This window comes from Acidithiobacillus sp. HP-2, assembly GCF_015100155.1.
In the GTDB taxonomy this organism is placed as follows: domain Bacteria; phylum Pseudomonadota; class Gammaproteobacteria; order Acidithiobacillales; family Acidithiobacillaceae; genus Acidithiobacillus.
The window spans coordinates 40,676-57,183 of sequence record NZ_JACKZA010000002.1; the positions used below are offsets into that span (position 1 = coordinate 40,676).

A 16,508-nucleotide genomic window follows, 5' to 3' on the forward strand; every position below is an offset into this window, starting at 1 on the left:
TCTCCTCAAAACCCTTGCAGTTGGGCAATAAACTGCACCATTTTGTCATGATCCTTGATACCAGGCGACTGCTCTACCCCACTGCTGACATCCACCGCATAGGGGCAGGCCACGCGGATGGCTTCCTGCACATTGTCGGCACGCAAACCACCCGCCAGAATCAGGGGCTTGCCCAAGTCCGGCAGCTTCCACCAGGAAAAGCTCTGTCCGGAACCACCCCAGTGTCCAGCTACCGCACAATCCAGCAACAAACCCTGAGCGTCAAAATAATCATCGACCGGACGGCGCAAGTCTTCTTCTCCCGAGACACGCAAGACTTTCAGATAGGGACGGCCAAAACGCCGACAGAAATCGGAAGATTCATCACCATGAAACTGGAGAATATCCAGAGGACAGCTATCCAGCACCCGTTCAATGGCAGATGCCTCCGCATTGACAAATAAGCCGACCGAACTCACAAAAGGGGGCAATGCCTGAATGATCTCGCGGGCCTGGGGAAGCGTGACGGCACGCGGGCTTTTTTCATAAAACACCAGGCCAATGGCATCAGCGCCAACTCGTGCCGCCGCCAGAGCATCTCCCACATGCGTTATGCCACAAATTTTCGCCCGTATCATCGGCGCATTCTAACACTGCCTTCTGGATAAACCCACATCCATACCTATCACCGATGCTGGATGGCAGGCCTTCAAGTACCGGTCAGGAAACCGGGATCTACGTCATCTACCGGTAATGCGAATTCTTCGGGATAGCGTGGTGCCACAAAATAAAGACCGCCCGGCGGGGCGGTCACTCCCGCCTGGCACCGATCCCGGCTGGCGAGGACCTCTGCCGCCCATTGTGGAGACTGATCGCCACGACCAATGGCTATCAAAACGCCCGCAAGGTTACGCACCATATGGTGCAAAAATCCATTGGCTTCAGCATCAATGCTAATCAGGTCACCACGCTGGCTGACCGTCAGGCGATGTAAACTGCGGACGGGACTATTGGCCTGACAGGAGGAAGCCCGAAAAGCAGAAAAATCATGGGTACCCAGTAGCAAGTCCGCCGCCACCTGCATGGGTTCGATGGCTAGCGGGCTGTACACCCAGGCGGTATGCTGACGCCACAATGCCGATTTTTCCCGGCGATTCAAAATCACGTAGCGATAGCGTCTGGCCGTTGCGGAAAATCGGGCATGAAAATGCGCTGCCACCGGCTGCGCCCAGCGCACTGCCACCCCATCTGGAAGATAAGTATTGGTGGCCCGCAGCCAGGATTCCGCAGAACGCTGCACCGGCGCATCAAAATGAACCACCTGGCACAGCGCGTGCACGCCCGTATCGGTCCGCCCTGCCACGGTGACTGAAATAGCCGTTCTGGCCAGACGACTGAGAGCCTCCTCCAGAGACTGCTGCACACTGGCCTGGCCCAACTGACGCTGCCAGCCACAAAAACCGTTGCCGTCATATTCAACGCCCAAGGCCCAGCGTATGCCGGGCCTTGGGCGATTTACCAGAGCGACAGGAGACAAATTACAAGTCTTCGAGTATTTTCTGGGCTTCTTCGCGCTGAGCACTACTCCCTTCTCTGCTCACTTCTTCCAGAAGGTCGCGCGCCGATTCACTGTCTCCCATTTCAATATAGGCTTTCGCCAGATCCAGCTTGGTCCCGACAGCATCCCAATCTTCGTATGCAGGACTCGTTTCATCAACAATGTACGGTTTGGGCATTTCGCGAAGCACTTCAGGCTCGGGCTCGGGTTCTTTGGCAGGAACAGCTGGAGCTTGTTCTTCCTCAAAGGGCGACAGCCCGAAAGAGAATGGCAGCGTATCTTCCGCACTTGGGGCTTCGGCCTTGGGCGCTTCGGGAGCCGTGATGGGCTCATGACTTGCGGATTCCACCTCGTCAGCCGTTTGTTCAGCATGGAGATTATCTGCATCCATCAGCCGGAACTGTTCATCAATATCCTGCAACAGGCGGTCTTTTTCGTCGGCAGGAAATGATTCATCCGCAACGGCAGTGGACGCATTTTTTTCCTGTCCATGGGAAAAATCAAAATCCAGCATATCCGTTACATCTGCATGGGAAGCTGCCGACGCCTCATGGACAGGTTTAGTGGGCTCTTCTACGGGAGTCGGCTTGACGGCTTCGACCACCCCGGCTTCATCGCCTGCGACAAACAAGGCATTTCCGGGGAACAGGCGGGCGCCTTGAGCAGCCACTTCCTGCCAGGCGGCGTTATGAGGGCCAAAGCGGCCCCGCATCCGTTCCGCCAGATCCAGATAATCGCTACGACGATCCAGAGTGGCATACATATCCAGAAGCTTGACGTAAAGCTCCTTGCGTCTGGGATTTTCATCCAGCGCTTCATTCATCACCGTAATGGCCTGCTCGGATTTACCATAAGTCAGGTAGAGATCCGCCTGCTCAATGGGATCAATTTCCATCAGGTCGTCATGATATTCGACGGATGTTTGCCCAGGTGCCTGTTCATTAACAGGCACCGCCACCTCTATCGGCACTTCTTTGGGGACAGGGGACGTTGCGACCGGCATTGGCGTAGAAGTTACTGCAGGATTTATTACTGGCTCGTGGCCCACTTGATATGCAGCAGCGGCAGCCGGTGCAACAAACGGCGGCTCGGCAACCGGTTTTGATTTGGGACTATTCAGTGTGGACAGACGTTGGGATACTTCACTCTGACGTTTTTCCGATTCTTTTTGACGGCGCAGCATCCATATAAAGAGGATGAGAAGCAGCAGATTTCCTCCCAGGGAAATCAGCAGCGGGATGTTGTTGAATAAATTACTGTTGGCGCTATTGCGCGAGAGCGTAGCCAACTGGACACCCTGGTTGGCCAGTAAACGCTCTTCCGCGCTCAGACGCTGCCCCAGGCCCGTTACCTCACCTTTCAGCTTCTGATTTTCCGCCTGCAAGGCAAGGGTGTCTGCTGCCAGAGGCGAACGGGTAGCAGATGCCGTATCAGCACTGGCAGCCACTGCATTGGCAGGAGCACTGGACAGTACCAGATGATTAGCACTTTCGGTGGGACTTGTTGAAGCTTTTTGTGGCTGAGCTGTGGAAGTTGCAGCCTCAGAGGTTTGAGCAGCAGGAAGAGGAGCCGCACTTCCAGCTTGACTTTGCGTTGACAGCCAGGCTGCAGCCTGAGCTGAGGTCATTGCCTGCACCTGATTCACATTGGGCAAATTCAGCATGCTTCCCGCATACAAACAGGTCGGGTTGGCATTTTTGAAGGCCTGTGGATTAGCCTTGACTACTGCCGACATGACCTGATCCAGGGTAACTCCATTACTGTTGGTGATAGACCGCGCTATATCATACAGAGAGCTGTTTACCGGAACGGGGCCATAACGGTTCACCCGCGACCAACCATGGTACAGTCTGACAGGTGCGGGAGGCAGCACCACAGATTTGGTTGCTGGCACAATTGCTGACGGGACAAGCGGTGCCGGGCTGGATGCCAGGGGCATCGCTGCAGCGGCATTCGCAACACTGGCCGAGTATTCCCGTACTAACTGCCCCCCTGACCAGTTGAGCTGTACCAAAAACTGTAAATTTGGCTGACTCACGGGTAGAGGACTGGAAATCAGAATGGCAGGTTGACTCCCATGCCGCACCGTAAATTGCCAATGCTCAAGGGTTGGAGCCTGTGGCAGATTGATCATGGCAAACGCGCTGTCCGGGGCCAGACTGGCATTAAGACTGGATGCAGTTTGAGGGGTTACTGATTGGATGGGTATTTCGGCACGAAAGGGTTCTCCGGGGGCAGACAAGACCTGCAGGGATCCCAGCCCCAGTGCCTGAGCCAGGCCCGGCATGAGTAAGCCCATCCCGGCCATGGCCCACAACCAATTCTTTCTCTCCATTATTATTTCCTCATTTTCTGTAACGCAAGCGTATTGCAATGGGCCACTTTCAACCCGCAGTGTCCCTATAAATAGTCGCGAACCAACAACTCTGCAATCTGCACACTATTCAATGCCGCGCCCTTGCGGATATTATCGGATACCACCCAGAAATTAATGCCCTTATCATGAGAACAATCCCCACGAATACGCCCCACATAAGTGGTATCCTGGCCTGCTGCATCCAGAGCCGATGGCCATAAATTCTTCTCCTGATTATCCACCACCGTCACGCCCGGAGCTTTTTCCAGCAAGGCCCGCACGGCCTCCGGGGTAATCGGGTCACGGGTCACTACATTGACTGCCTCGGAATGACCGTAAAATACGGGCACCCGCACACAGGTTGCCGTCAGCGCGATGTCAGGAAGCTCCAGAATTTTTCGGGTTTCCCAGAGCATTTTCATTTCTTCCTTGGTGTATCCATTGTCCTGAAACACATCAATCTGAGGCAGACAGTTGAAGGAAATCCGCTTGGGGAAAATATCGCAGACCGCCTCTTCCTGGCGGAACAGGGCCATCGTCTGCTGTCCCAGTTCTTCAATGGCGCGCTTTCCCGCCCCACTGACCGCCTGATAGGTGGCCACAACCACGCGCTCAATGCCCACGGCATCGGCAATGGGTTTCAAAGCCAGCAACATCTGGATAGTGGAACAATTGGGATTGGCAATAATGCCCCGATTCACATGATCGGCAATACGCCAGGGATTGACTTCCGGGACCACCAGGGGAATATCGTCGTCATAACGGTACTGGGAGGTATTATCAATGACGACGCAGCCCGCTTCCGCCGCCAATGGCGCAAATTGGGCACTGACTTTGGCACCGGCAGAAAACAAGCCGATATCTACCTGGGACCAGTCAAAACTGGCCGCATCCTGCACCAGAACCTGCTTGCCCCGAAACGGCAGCCGTCCCCCTGCAGAGCGGCTACTGGCCAACAGGTAAAGCTGATCAACGGGAAACTTGCGCTGTTCCAGGATTTGCAGCATGACTTCGCCGACGGCACCCGTCGCCCCCAGTATGGCCACGTTATAATGAGATTTTTTCATGCTTCATTCATCCTCAGAGTTGCAACGCCTTGACCACCGCATGGCCCATGGCACGGGTTCCGACTACAGCTTCACCGGCTGCGGCAATATCGGCCGTACGCAGTCCCTCATCCAGAACTTTCTGAACCGCCTTTTCCACCCGTTGCGCCCATGCTTCGTTACCCAGAGAATGACGCAACATCATGGCCACAGACAAAATCGTGGCGAGCGGATTGGCTTTATCCTGCCCGGCAATATCCGGAGCAGAGCCATGAATGGGTTCATACATGCCCCGCCCCTCGCCCAGGGAAGCCGAAGGCAACATACCGATGGAGCCGGTCAGTTGACTGGCCTCATCCGACAGAATGTCACCAAACATATTCCCTGTGAGCAGCACATCAAACTGGGCAGGCGCACGAATCAGCTGCATCGCTGCATTGTCCACATACATGTGGGTTAACTGGACATCGGGATACTCCGCTGCCAATTCAGTCACCACTTCGCGCCACAGACGGGTGGTTTCGAGGACATTGGCCTTGTCTACCGAACATAACTGTTTACGGCGACCCTGTGCTGCCTTGAAGGCAACGTGGGCAATGCGCCGGATTTCGTCTTCGTCATATACCATGGTGTTGTAGGCACGACGCTTGCCGTCCACCAGCTCCGCAGCCCTGGGCTGACCAAAGTAAATATCACCCGTCAGCTCGCGCACCACCAGAATATCCACATCCCGCACCAGCTCCGGACGCAGTGGCGATGCACTCAATAACTGCGGGAAAATTTGTGCTGGCCGTAAATTGGCAAACAAATCCAGATTCTTGCGCAGGCGCAGCAAACCCTGCTCGGGACGCTTGGCCGGGGGCAGACCGTCCCAGCGCGGGCCACCGACAGCACCCAGAATGACCGCATCAGCAGCCATGGCCAACTGCAGGGAAGCTTCAGGCAAGGGGTCATCAGCCGCATCCAGGGCGGCACCACCGACCAATCCATCGGTACATTGCAAATTCAGGCCTGCAGCCTGGTCTACGGCATCCAGCACCATTCGCGCCGCGTCCACAATTTCGGGTCCAATCCCGTCACCCGGGAATATTGCTATTTTTTTCATGCCAGATCCTTTTTCATGACAATACGAATAATAAAGGGGTTTTCTGTTCCCGGACGCGGATTCTCGGGAATATGGGTAAAAGGGTAAGTACCAATACCCAAATCATAGGGATTGGCCTCGGCAATGGCGCATACCCGGGCATCGGCCCTGGCAGGATCACGGAGGGTAAATTGCAGCCCGGCGACGTCCTCGCGCTTGCGGGCTGCATCAATATACATGCGGCGGGTAATTTCACTGTGCAACACCTTGAAAAATTGCACGACGGTTTCCAGCTCTATGCCGAAACGGGACTGCAGCGCAGAACTTTCTTCCAGACGCCGGGCACTGGCCCGGGGCAAATCGCGCAAAAAATCACCATTACGCGCCGTGTTCAGCAGTAACTGGCGCAGCTCGGCATTTTCCGGGAGTTGGGCGAACCCATTATAATGCAAAATAAACAACGCCTCTGGCAGCGGCAATTCTGCGACGCGCTCCTGATTGGGAATACCAGCATCCACCACCACACCACGGGGGGGAGCAGTCGGTCCTGACTTGCCCCGCAACCAATCCCACATACCTGCTCCGGGTTTTACTTGTCTGAGAATTGTGGAAGGATAGCATAGGCTTTTATGACAGGGCAGCAGCCAAATATCATGCACATCCAGCAATCTGTTTCCCCACCGGCTTCCCTACCGCTTCCGATCACCGGATTGATTCTTGCCGGAGGCGCAGGACGGCGTATGGGCGGTGTCGATAAAGGCTGGGTCCTTTGGCAAAAGGCCCCGCTGATTAGTCATGCCATCCAGATCGTGCAGACAGACAGTGCAGAAATTCTGATCAGTGCCAACCGCCAGCTCGCAGATTATCGGGCCTTGGGCTACCCCGTCATTTCTGACCCCTGCGCCACTTTTGAAGGTCCACTCATGGGCCTGAGTGCCGGACTGGCCGCTGCCGGGCAGGATTGGGTGGCCAGTATTCCCGTGGACAGCCCACTCCTTCCCCACGATCTGTTGCGGCAGATGTGGCAGGCAAAAATGGACAAGGATCTGGTCGTGGTACGCAGCGACCAGCGCTGGTATGCGGTACTCGTCTTATGTCATCGCCGTCTTTTACCCCACCTGCAAGCTTATCTGGATCGAGGCGGACGGCGGGTTCAGGACTGGTTTCGTGACCTGGATTACGCCACCCTGCATCTGGATGAAGCGGTTCTGCGCAATTGTAACTCGCCCGAGGATCTGTCATGAAAGCGTTGGGCGTGATAGGATATAGCGGCAGCGGGAAGACTACCCTGCTCTGTGCCTTGATACCCCTGCTTCGCGCAGCGGATTTACGCATCGCCATGGTCAAATCCACGCATCATGACGTGGACTGGGATACTCCCGGAAAAGACAGTTATCGCCTGCGTGAGGCCGGTGCCGAAACAGTCATGCTCCAAGGCCCCAAACGCTGGTTCACAACCTGTCTGGCACCGGAAAAGGTCACTCTGGAAAGCATTGTTGACAACTTGCCTGCGCCTGCAGATTTGCTGTTGATTGAAGGGAACAAAGCTTTACCCATTCCGAAAATAGAGGTACACCGCCCGGCGCTGCAAAAACCTTTGCTGGCCACAGAAGATCCCCGGATTATTGCCGTAGCCAGCGATGCGACCTTAATCACCCACTGTGCAGTACTGGACATCAATACCCCTGAAAGCATTGCGCAATTTATTCACGACTGGATACACGAGGAACCCTAAATGGCTCACTGCTGTAGCGACAACGAACATGATCCCATGGCGAAAAGTGTTGAGGAAGCACGCGCTGCCATTCTTGCCAGCAGCCCGGCCCTGACCGATACCGAAGTTCTGCACCTCAGCGCTACACTGGGACGGGTTCTCGCTGAAGACCTACGCGCCCGGCAGCCGGTCCCCGCCTGGCCGAACTCGGCGATGGATGGTTACGCCCTGCGCAGCAGTGACGGCGAAAAACCCAGACAGCTCATCGGGCATTGTTTTGCCGGACATCCCTTCACGGGTGTAGTCGGGCCTGGTGAGTGCGTGCGCATCATGACCGGCGCCGTCTTGCCAGAAGGTGCGGACAGCGTCCTGATTCAGGAACTCGCGGACATTCAGGAGGAAAAAATTCTTCCCCGGCAGTGTCCGGCACCTGGCGCCAACATTCGTCAGGCCGGCGAAGATCTGCAGCCCGGCGTCGAGGCCCTCCCTGCCGGCACACTGCTCCGACCCGCCCAACTGGCCCTGCTCGCCAGTCTGGGCATTGCCGAGGTCAAGGTTTTTCGACGTCTGCGTGTAGCCTTTTTTTCAACGGGTGATGAACTGCGTCCACTGGGTAGCACGCTGGAGGCAGGGCAGATTTACGACAGTAACCGGTATGCCCTGCAAGGGATGCTCCAACGTCTCGGCTGTGAAGTTCTCGACCTTGGACGGATCCTGGATAACCCGGAGGATCTGGAAAAAACTCTGCAACAAGCCGCAGGCATGGCTGATTTAGTGATCAGTACCGGCGGCGTGTCGGTAGGCGATGCGGATTACATTGCCGAACTGCTGGGACGCATTGGTAGCATCAATTTCTGGAAAATGAACATGAAGCCCGGTCGCCCGCTGGCCTTTGGCCAACTGGGAGAAACTACCTTTTTTGGCCTACCCGGTAACCCGGTTTCCGCTATGGTGACTTTCTACCAGTTTGTGCGTCCCTGCATCCTCAAGCGGATGGGTAAAAGTGCCCCCTGGACACCCACCGTTCTTAAACTGCCTCTGGCCCAGGCACTCAAGAAAAAACCGGGGCGCACCGACTTTCAACGCGGCGTGCTGATTTCTGGAGAAAACGGTCTCCAGGTGGCGGGGGTCGGTCAACAGGCTTCGCATATCATGAGTGGACTCGCGCATGCGGACTGCCTGATTATTCTGGCTGCCGACGCCGAGGGTGCGCCAGCCGGAAGTATGGTGGATGTGCAATTGCTGGAGGGTTTGGTCTGAATTGGTCGTGACACCTGCCGTCAGTCCAGACCATGACGCGGCTGGTAGCGGGTGGAGTGGCTGAGATGAAAGCGGAAATTCTCGGCGTAAAGCTTTTGCAGTGCGGGATTTCCCCGAAAAATCAGCAGATTTTCGGCATTCACCTGTTCCGCCGCTTTGCTGAAGTTGAAACTGCCGGTGATGAGAGTGTCTGCATCAATGACCATCACCTTGTTGTGGGCAATGGCATGCTGATCGTCAATAAATACGGGCACGCCCTGATTGGCAAAAAAGTCTGCCACGGAATATTTCTGGGTGCGCTGGCTTTTGTCCAGCACCACCTGAACATCCAGCCCCCGCCGTGCCGCCTGCAAAACCGCCTTGGCAATAGGTGCGCTGGTAAAACTGTAGGCCTGCACCCAGACCCGCTGGTGTGCGCCGTCCACGGCGCGCACGATGGCGGCTGTTGCCCCTCCTGGCGGAGAAAAAGCCACTTCAATGCTCCCCAGCGCCGGAACAGTGACTGGCGAATGGGGCATGGTTGCTGTCGCCATGGACCACTGTTCCTTGCCCCAATGCTGGGCCTGTTGCCACAACGAAGCTGCCGCTGAAGCTGGCAATGAATTCAGAAAAAAAGCCAAAGGCAACAAAAGGTATAGCAGGGGCTTTTTCATCAAGGTCATGGGATTTACGCTCATCAGGTTTTTTAGTGAAGATAAATGGAATTGGGGAATTCGCCAAGTGGCAAATAATCGACAGATAAATAATCACTCTTTAGACTGCAGAGGTTGGGCTGAAAGCCCCCCGGTCCGGATAATCTCATGAAACCTATTGACCAAGCTGTTGCCATTGGCGCAGAAGCCAGGCGATTCGTACGCACCTACCATAATGGATCGCTCTGCACCCTCTCCAAAAAACTGGAAGGCTATCCTTTTGCCTCGGTCAGTCCTTTTGTGCTCGATGCTGCAGGTAATCCAGTCATTCTCATCTCCAATCTGGCCGAACACACCAAAAATATTGATGCCGATCCCCGGGTAAGCCTGCTGGTTTATCCCTGTGCTGACGATCCGCAAGCAGTGGGCCGGGTGACCTTGACGGGGCGCGCGGCCCGCTTGCCCGACAAAAATGGTTTTGGAGACCGCTATCTGCGCTATTTACCCCAGGCACATGATTACTTCGCCGCCCATGATTTTTATTTCTATCGGATTCAGGTCGAAAACATTCGTTATATTGGCGGCTTCGGCAAAATCCACTGGGTGCGGCCTGAACATTATGCACCTCCACCAACGGCGGCTCTGGTGGAAGCTGAAGCAGGGATTCTTGCCCATATGAACGCAGATCATCGTGACAATTTACGAGATTATTGTCGGTATCTGCATGCTTACGAGACTGTTGATGTAGAAATGGTAGGTATTGACTACGACGGTTTTGATGTTCGTGCCGATGGCAAATTGTTGCGCTTTGATTTTCCTGAGCCCATCACCGGCCCGCAAGAAGCCCGGACAGCGCTGGTCGCCATGGCCCGGCAGTGCCGTGAAGCGCAAAGACAGGAAACCAAATGAATCAGGCGTACTGGCGACAACGCTGGCAGGAACATCGCATCGGCTTCCATCGTCCGGATGTTCACCCACGACTGCCCGCCTTTTGGGATCGTCTGCAAGTCGCTCAAGAGGGTACGGTTTTCGTCCCGCTGTGTGGCAAGAGCCTGGACCTGCTGTGGCTGGTCGAGCAGGGCTATCGGGTGCGCGGCGTCGAACTCAGCCCTATTGCTGTCCAGGAGTTTTTTCAGGAACACAATCTGCATCCGCAAGTGGACAGCGTGGGTGCCTTGCAACGGTGGCAGGCGGGTCCTGTCGAAATCTTTTGCGGAGACTTTTTCGACCTCACCTGTGCAGAACTGAAGGATATTGCCGCCGTATACGATCGGGCTGCACTCATTGCCCTCCCCCCGGAATTGCGCCGCGCCTACACCGAAAAATTACGGGATATTCTTCCCCATCGGCCACCGATCCTGCTCATCACCCTCGATTATCCTCAGGAAACCCGGCAAGGCCCACCCTTTGCTGTACCAGAGACCGAAGTCTGCGCACTCTACCAACCCTCCTGGGCCGTACAGCACGTGTCCTCCATCGACTTGCGTGAGGAGGGATCCACGGATTCCAATCGCTTTGAGGAGCTGGTATTCGTGCTCCGTCGTGATGACGGTTCGTATTTTTCGGGCTGATTTGCTCTTGTAAACAGTACCTACGATTGGCCAGTTACGAGTGAATTTCAGCGTCTGGATTGATCACATATCGACCTATGGGCGGAAGCCCTACAGTGCCTGTTTCCAGAAATTCCAAAAAGGCACGTATGGTGTGGGACTGATAAGCTGGTTGTGGTCTGGCCATATATAAAGTCCACTGGATGCCACGCGGCGCAGGCAGACGCCGTGACTGTACGCGCCAGTCTTTTCGGCATAGCAAGGCGGCGGCTGTCACAAAACCGATGCCCAGTCCTGCATCTACGGCGGCGCCGACCGCCTCAACACCCGTCACCTCAATAGACTGCCTGGGCGTCAACTGGGCATCCCGAAAAACTTTTTCGACGGAGCGGCGGATTCCCGAACCCGATTCGCGCCAGATCAGAGGGTAGGCCATCAGATCTTCCAGATTCAGAACATCGCGTTGCAACAAAGCGTGTCCTTCCGGAAATATCGTCATGATTTCATCATCCAGCCAGGGGGTTACAGAGTAATAGGAAGGCAAGCCTTCCAGATCCAGACCACCTTCCAGAAAGAATAAATCCCAGTCAGACAACGCAATACTTTCCCAGTCAATAACCCCTCCGCGTAACTGAATTTCTACATCAGGAAATTGCTGCTGAAAAGCAACCAGGCGTTCCGGTAAAAAATAGTTGGCCACGGTATTGGTCGCTGCAATGCGCAAAACGCCGCTTTGCAGGCGTTGACGACGTAAGATCATGTCCTCGAATTCGTCAATGACTTCACGCATACGTTGGGCGGTAGTCAGGAGCGCTTCACCGGCGGGGGTCAGTTGAATGCCGCGACCATGACGCATCGTCAAAGGTTCTCCGACCATCTGGCTCAATTTCTGCAATCGTTCCGTAACGGCCGGCTGGCTGCGATGCAGTATTCGCGCTGCTGCACTGATCCCGCCACTTTTGGCCACGGTCAGAAAGGTTAATAAAAGTTCTGTGTCCATATATCGATATGCCCTATAGATTATATCTATATTACCAATTTGACCTATGTATTGATGCCCCGCATGATCGGCGCGTTTACTTCATCAGCATAGAAGCGGTTTCCCATTCATGGCTTTTTCACATCATGCACCGGCAGTTTCCCCACTCAGCACCAGCATGGCATTGCTGCTCAACCTGTTGATTGGGCTCGGACATTTTCTGGTACTGTTCAACACTGGCGCCTATCTGCCCATGATACCCCATGTTGCCGGCAGTTTGGGCGTCAACCCGGATTTTGCGGATTGGACCCAGGCAGATTTTTTTCTGGCCATGGCCCTGGCCTTTCCGACTTCTCCCTGGTTTTTGCAGCGTTGGGGGGAAATGCGGGTTGTGGCAGGTGCCTTTATGGCGTTCGCCCTGGCTTCGGCCATCTGCGCGCAAACCAGCCATTATGATGCTTTTCTCAGTGCCCGTATTGTTCAGGGATTTTCGGGGGGATTGACCATCCCGGTCTCCTTGCAGATTATCCTGCGCCATTATCAGGCACATCGCCGTAATATTGGCCTGGGGCTTTGGGGAGTTGCTGCCCTCACCCCGTTTACCCTGGGGCCGGTTATTGGTGGCTGGATCACCGACAGTATCGGTTGGCGCTGGCTGTTTTATATAAACATACCGATTGCCATCAGCGTGGCTGTCATTACTGCGATTCTGCTGTTCGGTAGAGAAATAGAACACTGCCATCCCCCCCTGGACTGGCCGGGACTGCTTTTTCTGCTGACTGCCCTGGTCGCCCTGGAGTCTGCACTTGATGCTGGAGAAATCATCAGTTGGTGGCGCTCCCAGACTATTATTCTACTCGGCAGCATCAGCCTGATCACTCTGATTTTTTTCGGGATTTGGGAATGGTATGGCAGGCACTCCTTACTTGAGCTCACGCTCCTGAAACGACGTAACTTCATGATCGGAAGTATGGTCCTGTTTTTCACCGCCCTGTTTTTTCAAGGCAGTATCGCCATTTATATTGTGGGATTTCAATTGGTCATGGGCTACAGCGCGTGGCTGGTCGGCCTGTTGATATTACCCATGGCGATTTTCTCGAAAATCAGTTTTATCTTGACCCAGCGCCTGCTCAATCATCTGGATGCACGTATCCTGGCTATTTTCTCCTTATTGGGATTTGCGGCCGCCAGTTTTTGGGTTTCCTCCTACAATCATTCGGCCTCTTTCAGCGAATTACTGTGGCCACAAGCTTTTGTAGGAATATTTCTGGGAAGTTTATTTCCATCCATCATCGCCATTGCCTTGTCCGGATTATCCGGCCCTGCCGAAATGCGTGGTACCGCCTTTTTGAATGTATTGCGGCTCTGTGGACAGGCTATGGGCATCCCCCTTATTGCCACACTTTTCGACCGGAGAATGATTCTGCATGCGCATTTTCTTGCCGAAGGTAATCGTCCGACGATTTATACACTCAATCCCTCGGTGAGCAATATCCGCACTGCCCACTACATTGCGCATCAGGCAGCCATGCTCGCCTTCAACGAAATATTTTATATAGCTGCATGGGGATTCCTGCTCGGCGCGGGTCTCATGCTGTTCAGCAAACGTGTGGTTTACGCAGAATCGGATATTCGGGTACGCCGCGCCATAGAAGAACTGGTGGATCTCTGATGAAAAAATCCATTCTTCTGCTGCTATTGTTGCTGCTTGCGGCCTGTGCGCGTCTGCCGGAGCATCTTCCCGGTGCGCATCTAGCCCATAGCCCTCAAATTCAACGGACCCTGGCACGGGCCGATCATCACTATGGGATCACGGCGGGTCCATGGCCTGCACAGCAGTGGTGGGAAGCGGCGCACATACCTGCTCTTGACCATCTGATTCAGGTAGCCCTTCGCAAAAACCCATCGCTGCAGCTTGCCAGTACCCGTATTCTGGCCGCCAAAGCCATGACTGCAGAGCAACAGGCCGCCCTCCTCCCACAAGTTTCGGCGGGAGCGGCCCTCACCCAGGAGCATTTTTCGCAGAATGGTTTGCACCTTCAGGCCAACGGCAAAAGCTTTACCTATACCGAAATTAACCCGCTGGAACTCCGTTATCATCTGGACTTGTGGGGGCGCGACAGTGATCAGGTTCGTGCAGCTTTGGGGCAAGTACGCGTTCATCAGGCGGATTATGCCGAGGCAAAATTACAGTTGGAGAAACAACTGGCTTGGCATTATTTTCTGCTGGCGGGCGAAACACGGCAACTGCATCTGGCGGAGCGTCTGGAAAACCTGCAAAAATCCTTGTTGCAACTGAAAAAAAAACGTTGGCAGGATGGTCTGAACAATGCCCGGCCGATGTATGCGCAGACAGAAACTTATGGCAGTGCGCGGCAGTCAGTCGCCCAACTGCGGTCAGCCATTGCGCAACAGCGCTATGTACTGGCCGCCTTGGCCGGGCATGGACCCGATTGGGGACGGAATATTGGCGTAGAACCGTTACCGGATTTCTCCACCATAAATATCCCCCGTCAATTACCTCTGCGTCTGATCATCCATCGTCCTGATATGGTCGCTGCACGCTGGGAAATAGAAGTCGCTGCGCAACAGGTCGGCGCTGCCCGTGCGGCTTTTTACCCTGATGTCAATATTGCCCTGTTTGCCGGTTGGAACAGTATTGATCTGGGTGATTTATTCAGCCCCGGAAATCTGGCTCATGCCATTGGTCCGGTGGTATCCCTGCCCATTTTCGAAGGCGGAAAGCTCCGTGCCCGTCTCAAAGCGCAAAATGCCTTTTATCTGGCAGCACAAGATCATTATTGCCACACCATTCTCAGCGCGGTGCGTGAAATTGCCGGGCATTTGGCCAGCTGGCAAAAATATCGTCAGCAAATACAGGAACAGACACGGATGACCAAGGCCGCCAGCCAGGATAGCGCACTGGCTACGGCCGCTTTTCAATCGGGTACCACCAATATGATAAGCGTTTATCGCAGCCGGATTCAGGAAATCAACCTGCAAAACCAGCAAATCACTTTGCAAATACAGAATGCACAATCCTGGGTGCTGCTCAATGTTGCCCTGGGGGGCGGATATACGGCGGAGAAAAAACCAGCATGAGTACAACACCATCCTCCTCTGCACCTGACAACGCCTCACCGGAAAAACAGCGGCGCAGGCTGTTGCTGCTGGTTGCCGTTATTGTGCTCATTGCTGCTGGATTGGGAATCCTCTGGTGGTTTTTGCGGGGCCAGTACTGGATTGAAACCAATGATGCTTACGTCACCGGCAACATTACGCCGGTAGATAGTTTGTCGGCAGGCATCGTCAAGCAGGTGCTGGTGGAGAATACGGAATATGTTCACGCCGGCCAGATTCTGGCAATCCTCCAGGGTTCGCAGACCCGACTGGCCATGGAACAGGCCGGTGCCCATCTGGCGGCAACAGTCAGACAGGTCCGCCAGGATTTTGCAAGGGTCCAGGCATTGCAACAGAGCGTTCAGGCCCAAATGGCTGAACTGCAAAAACTGGAAATGGATTTGAGCCGCTACCAACAGTCGCTGCCCAGCGGGGCGGTTTCCAGGATTCGCATTGAAAATACGCAAAATGAAATCATTTCCGCAGCAGCACAGGTTGCAGAAATTCAGGCAAAATTACGAGGGGCGCAAGCCATTGTCGCGGGCACCACGGTATCTGACAATCCCCTGGTTCGCCAGGCCGCTGCGGCTTTTGAAAAAGCCGACATCAACTGGCAACGGCGGCTCATCCGTGCCCCCATATCGGGTTACGTCGCGCAACGCTCTGCCTACCCCGGTTTAAAAGTGACTGCAGGCCAGCACCTGTTTTCGGTGGTGCCACTCAATGATTTGTGGGTGGTGGCCAACATCAAGGAAACGGCCATGCGCCATGTCCGCCCCGGACAGGCCGTTCAGTTGACCAGCTATTACTACGGCCATCAGGTGCGCTATCACGGCACCGTTCTGGGCTTACTTCCCGGTGCCGGCAGTGCATTCAGCATTTTGCCCCCCGAGAATGCCACCGGCAATTACATTCATATTGTGGAACGCGTGCCGGTACGTATTGCCCTACCTGCCAGGGAACTAGCGGAACACCCCTTGCGTCCGGGGCTTTCCATGATTGCAGAACTGCACTGGAAACCTGGACAAAAACATTCCGTACTCCAGCCCCTGACCACCACCCCGACCCAAGGTTATGAAAGCACGGTATATCGCACTGAACTGCTGCAGGCTCAACAGCGGGCGGAGGTCATCATTCGCCAGAATAGCTAAACCGGAACATTCGTAAACTTGACCGAAATCAAGGAAATTCCATTAACCAATCCTTATTCTCTAAAACACTGGCTGTGTT

Annotated in this window: 16 protein-coding genes; 8 read left to right on the top strand and 8 right to left on the bottom strand. The window is 54.7% G+C overall.

Features of this window, described 5'->3' with window-relative positions:
* Nucleotides 1-5 precede the first annotated feature (5 nt).
* The 6 genes from H7F11_RS01655 to H7F11_RS01680 all read right to left on the bottom strand — a co-directional run bounded on the left by H7F11_RS01655 (nt 6) and on the right by H7F11_RS01680 (nt 6,598).
* On the bottom strand, nt 6-617 hold the full coding sequence (locus tag H7F11_RS01655) for a phosphoribosylanthranilate isomerase (RefSeq protein ID WP_193649667.1): 612 nt from the start codon (nt 615-617) through the stop codon (nt 6-8).
* A gap of 71 nt (nt 618-688) precedes the next feature.
* Nucleotides 689-1,516, bottom strand: a complete 828-nt coding sequence (gene truA, locus H7F11_RS01660; protein WP_193649666.1) for a tRNA pseudouridine(38-40) synthase TruA — start codon at nt 1,514-1,516, stop codon at nt 689-691.
* A gap of 1 nt (nt 1,517) precedes the next feature.
* Nucleotides 1,518-3,872, bottom strand: coding sequence for a FimV/HubP family polar landmark protein (locus H7F11_RS01665; RefSeq protein ID WP_193649665.1), 2,355 nt, complete (start codon nt 3,870-3,872; stop codon nt 1,518-1,520).
* A gap of 65 nt (nt 3,873-3,937) precedes the next feature.
* Nucleotides 3,938-4,960 (bottom strand): aspartate-semialdehyde dehydrogenase, encoded by a 1,023-nt coding sequence (locus tag H7F11_RS01670; protein WP_193649664.1) that lies wholly within the window; start codon nt 4,958-4,960, stop codon nt 3,938-3,940.
* Nucleotides 4,961-4,973: 13 nt separating this feature from the next.
* A complete protein-coding gene (gene leuB / locus H7F11_RS01675) occupies nt 4,974-6,044 on the bottom strand; it encodes a 3-isopropylmalate dehydrogenase (RefSeq protein ID WP_193649663.1) in 1,071 nt (356 codons plus the stop codon).
* Entirely contained in the window at nt 6,041-6,598 is a 558-nt protein-coding gene (locus H7F11_RS01680) for a hypothetical protein (RefSeq protein ID WP_193649662.1), read from the bottom strand. Before H7F11_RS01680 ends, leuB begins: the two co-directional genes overlap by 4 nt.
* Before the next feature lie 78 nt (nt 6,599-6,676).
* Here H7F11_RS01680 and mobA point away from each other — a divergent pair, with 78 nt between their 5' ends.
* Genes mobA through glp form a run of 3 tightly spaced genes read left to right on the top strand, consistent with a single transcriptional unit; the run spans nt 6,677 to nt 8,997 of the window.
* Entirely contained in the window at nt 6,677-7,267 is a 591-nt protein-coding gene (mobA, locus tag H7F11_RS01685) for a molybdenum cofactor guanylyltransferase MobA (RefSeq protein WP_193649661.1), read from the top strand.
* A complete protein-coding gene (gene mobB, locus H7F11_RS01690; protein WP_193649660.1) occupies nt 7,264-7,758 on the top strand; it encodes a molybdopterin-guanine dinucleotide biosynthesis protein B in 495 nt (164 codons plus the stop codon). Before mobA ends, mobB begins: the two co-directional genes overlap by 4 nt.
* Nucleotides 7,759-8,997 carry a gephyrin-like molybdotransferase Glp gene (gene glp, locus H7F11_RS01695; protein WP_193649659.1) on the top strand — a complete coding sequence of 413 codons (1,239 nt, stop codon included), beginning with the start codon at nt 7,759-7,761 and terminating at the stop codon, nt 8,995-8,997.
* A 20-nt stretch (nt 8,998-9,017) separates the two neighbouring features.
* Here the strand turns inward: glp and H7F11_RS01700 are convergent, their stop codons facing one another.
* Nucleotides 9,018-9,659 carry a phospholipase D family protein gene (locus tag H7F11_RS01700; protein ID WP_193649658.1) on the bottom strand — a complete coding sequence of 214 codons (642 nt, stop codon included), beginning with the start codon at nt 9,657-9,659 and terminating at the stop codon, nt 9,018-9,020.
* Between the two features lie 138 nt (nt 9,660-9,797).
* Between H7F11_RS01700 and H7F11_RS01705 the strand changes: the two genes are divergently transcribed.
* Both H7F11_RS01705 and H7F11_RS01710 read left to right on the top strand, forming a co-directional pair.
* The gene (locus H7F11_RS01705) at nt 9,798-10,538 is read left to right on the top strand and encodes a HugZ family protein (protein ID WP_193649657.1); all 741 of its coding nucleotides are present in this window, start codon (nt 9,798-9,800) and stop codon (nt 10,536-10,538) included.
* Nucleotides 10,535-11,200 carry a thiopurine S-methyltransferase gene (locus tag H7F11_RS01710; RefSeq protein WP_193649656.1) on the top strand — a complete coding sequence of 222 codons (666 nt, stop codon included), beginning with the start codon at nt 10,535-10,537 and terminating at the stop codon, nt 11,198-11,200. The genes H7F11_RS01705 and H7F11_RS01710 overlap by 4 nt, the downstream gene beginning before the upstream one ends.
* A gap of 34 nt (nt 11,201-11,234) precedes the next feature.
* Here the strand turns inward: H7F11_RS01710 and H7F11_RS01715 are convergent, their stop codons facing one another.
* Entirely contained in the window at nt 11,235-12,179 is a 945-nt protein-coding gene (locus H7F11_RS01715) for a LysR family transcriptional regulator (protein ID WP_193649655.1), read from the bottom strand.
* Nucleotides 12,180-12,288: 109 nt separating this feature from the next.
* On the opposite strand from H7F11_RS01715, the gene H7F11_RS01720 reads away from it, so the two are divergent.
* From H7F11_RS01720 to H7F11_RS01730, 3 genes are read left to right on the top strand one after another with little or no spacing between them, the layout of a single operon-like run.
* The gene (locus tag H7F11_RS01720; RefSeq protein WP_193649654.1) at nt 12,289-13,830 is read left to right on the top strand and encodes a DHA2 family efflux MFS transporter permease subunit; all 1,542 of its coding nucleotides are present in this window, start codon (nt 12,289-12,291) and stop codon (nt 13,828-13,830) included.
* Entirely contained in the window at nt 13,830-15,260 is a 1,431-nt protein-coding gene (locus H7F11_RS01725) for an efflux transporter outer membrane subunit (protein ID WP_193649653.1), read from the top strand. Before H7F11_RS01720 ends, H7F11_RS01725 begins: the two co-directional genes overlap by 1 nt.
* A complete protein-coding gene (locus tag H7F11_RS01730; RefSeq protein ID WP_193649652.1) occupies nt 15,257-16,429 on the top strand; it encodes an HlyD family secretion protein in 1,173 nt (390 codons plus the stop codon). The genes H7F11_RS01725 and H7F11_RS01730 overlap by 4 nt, the downstream gene beginning before the upstream one ends.
* Nucleotides 16,430-16,508 lie beyond the last annotated feature (79 nt).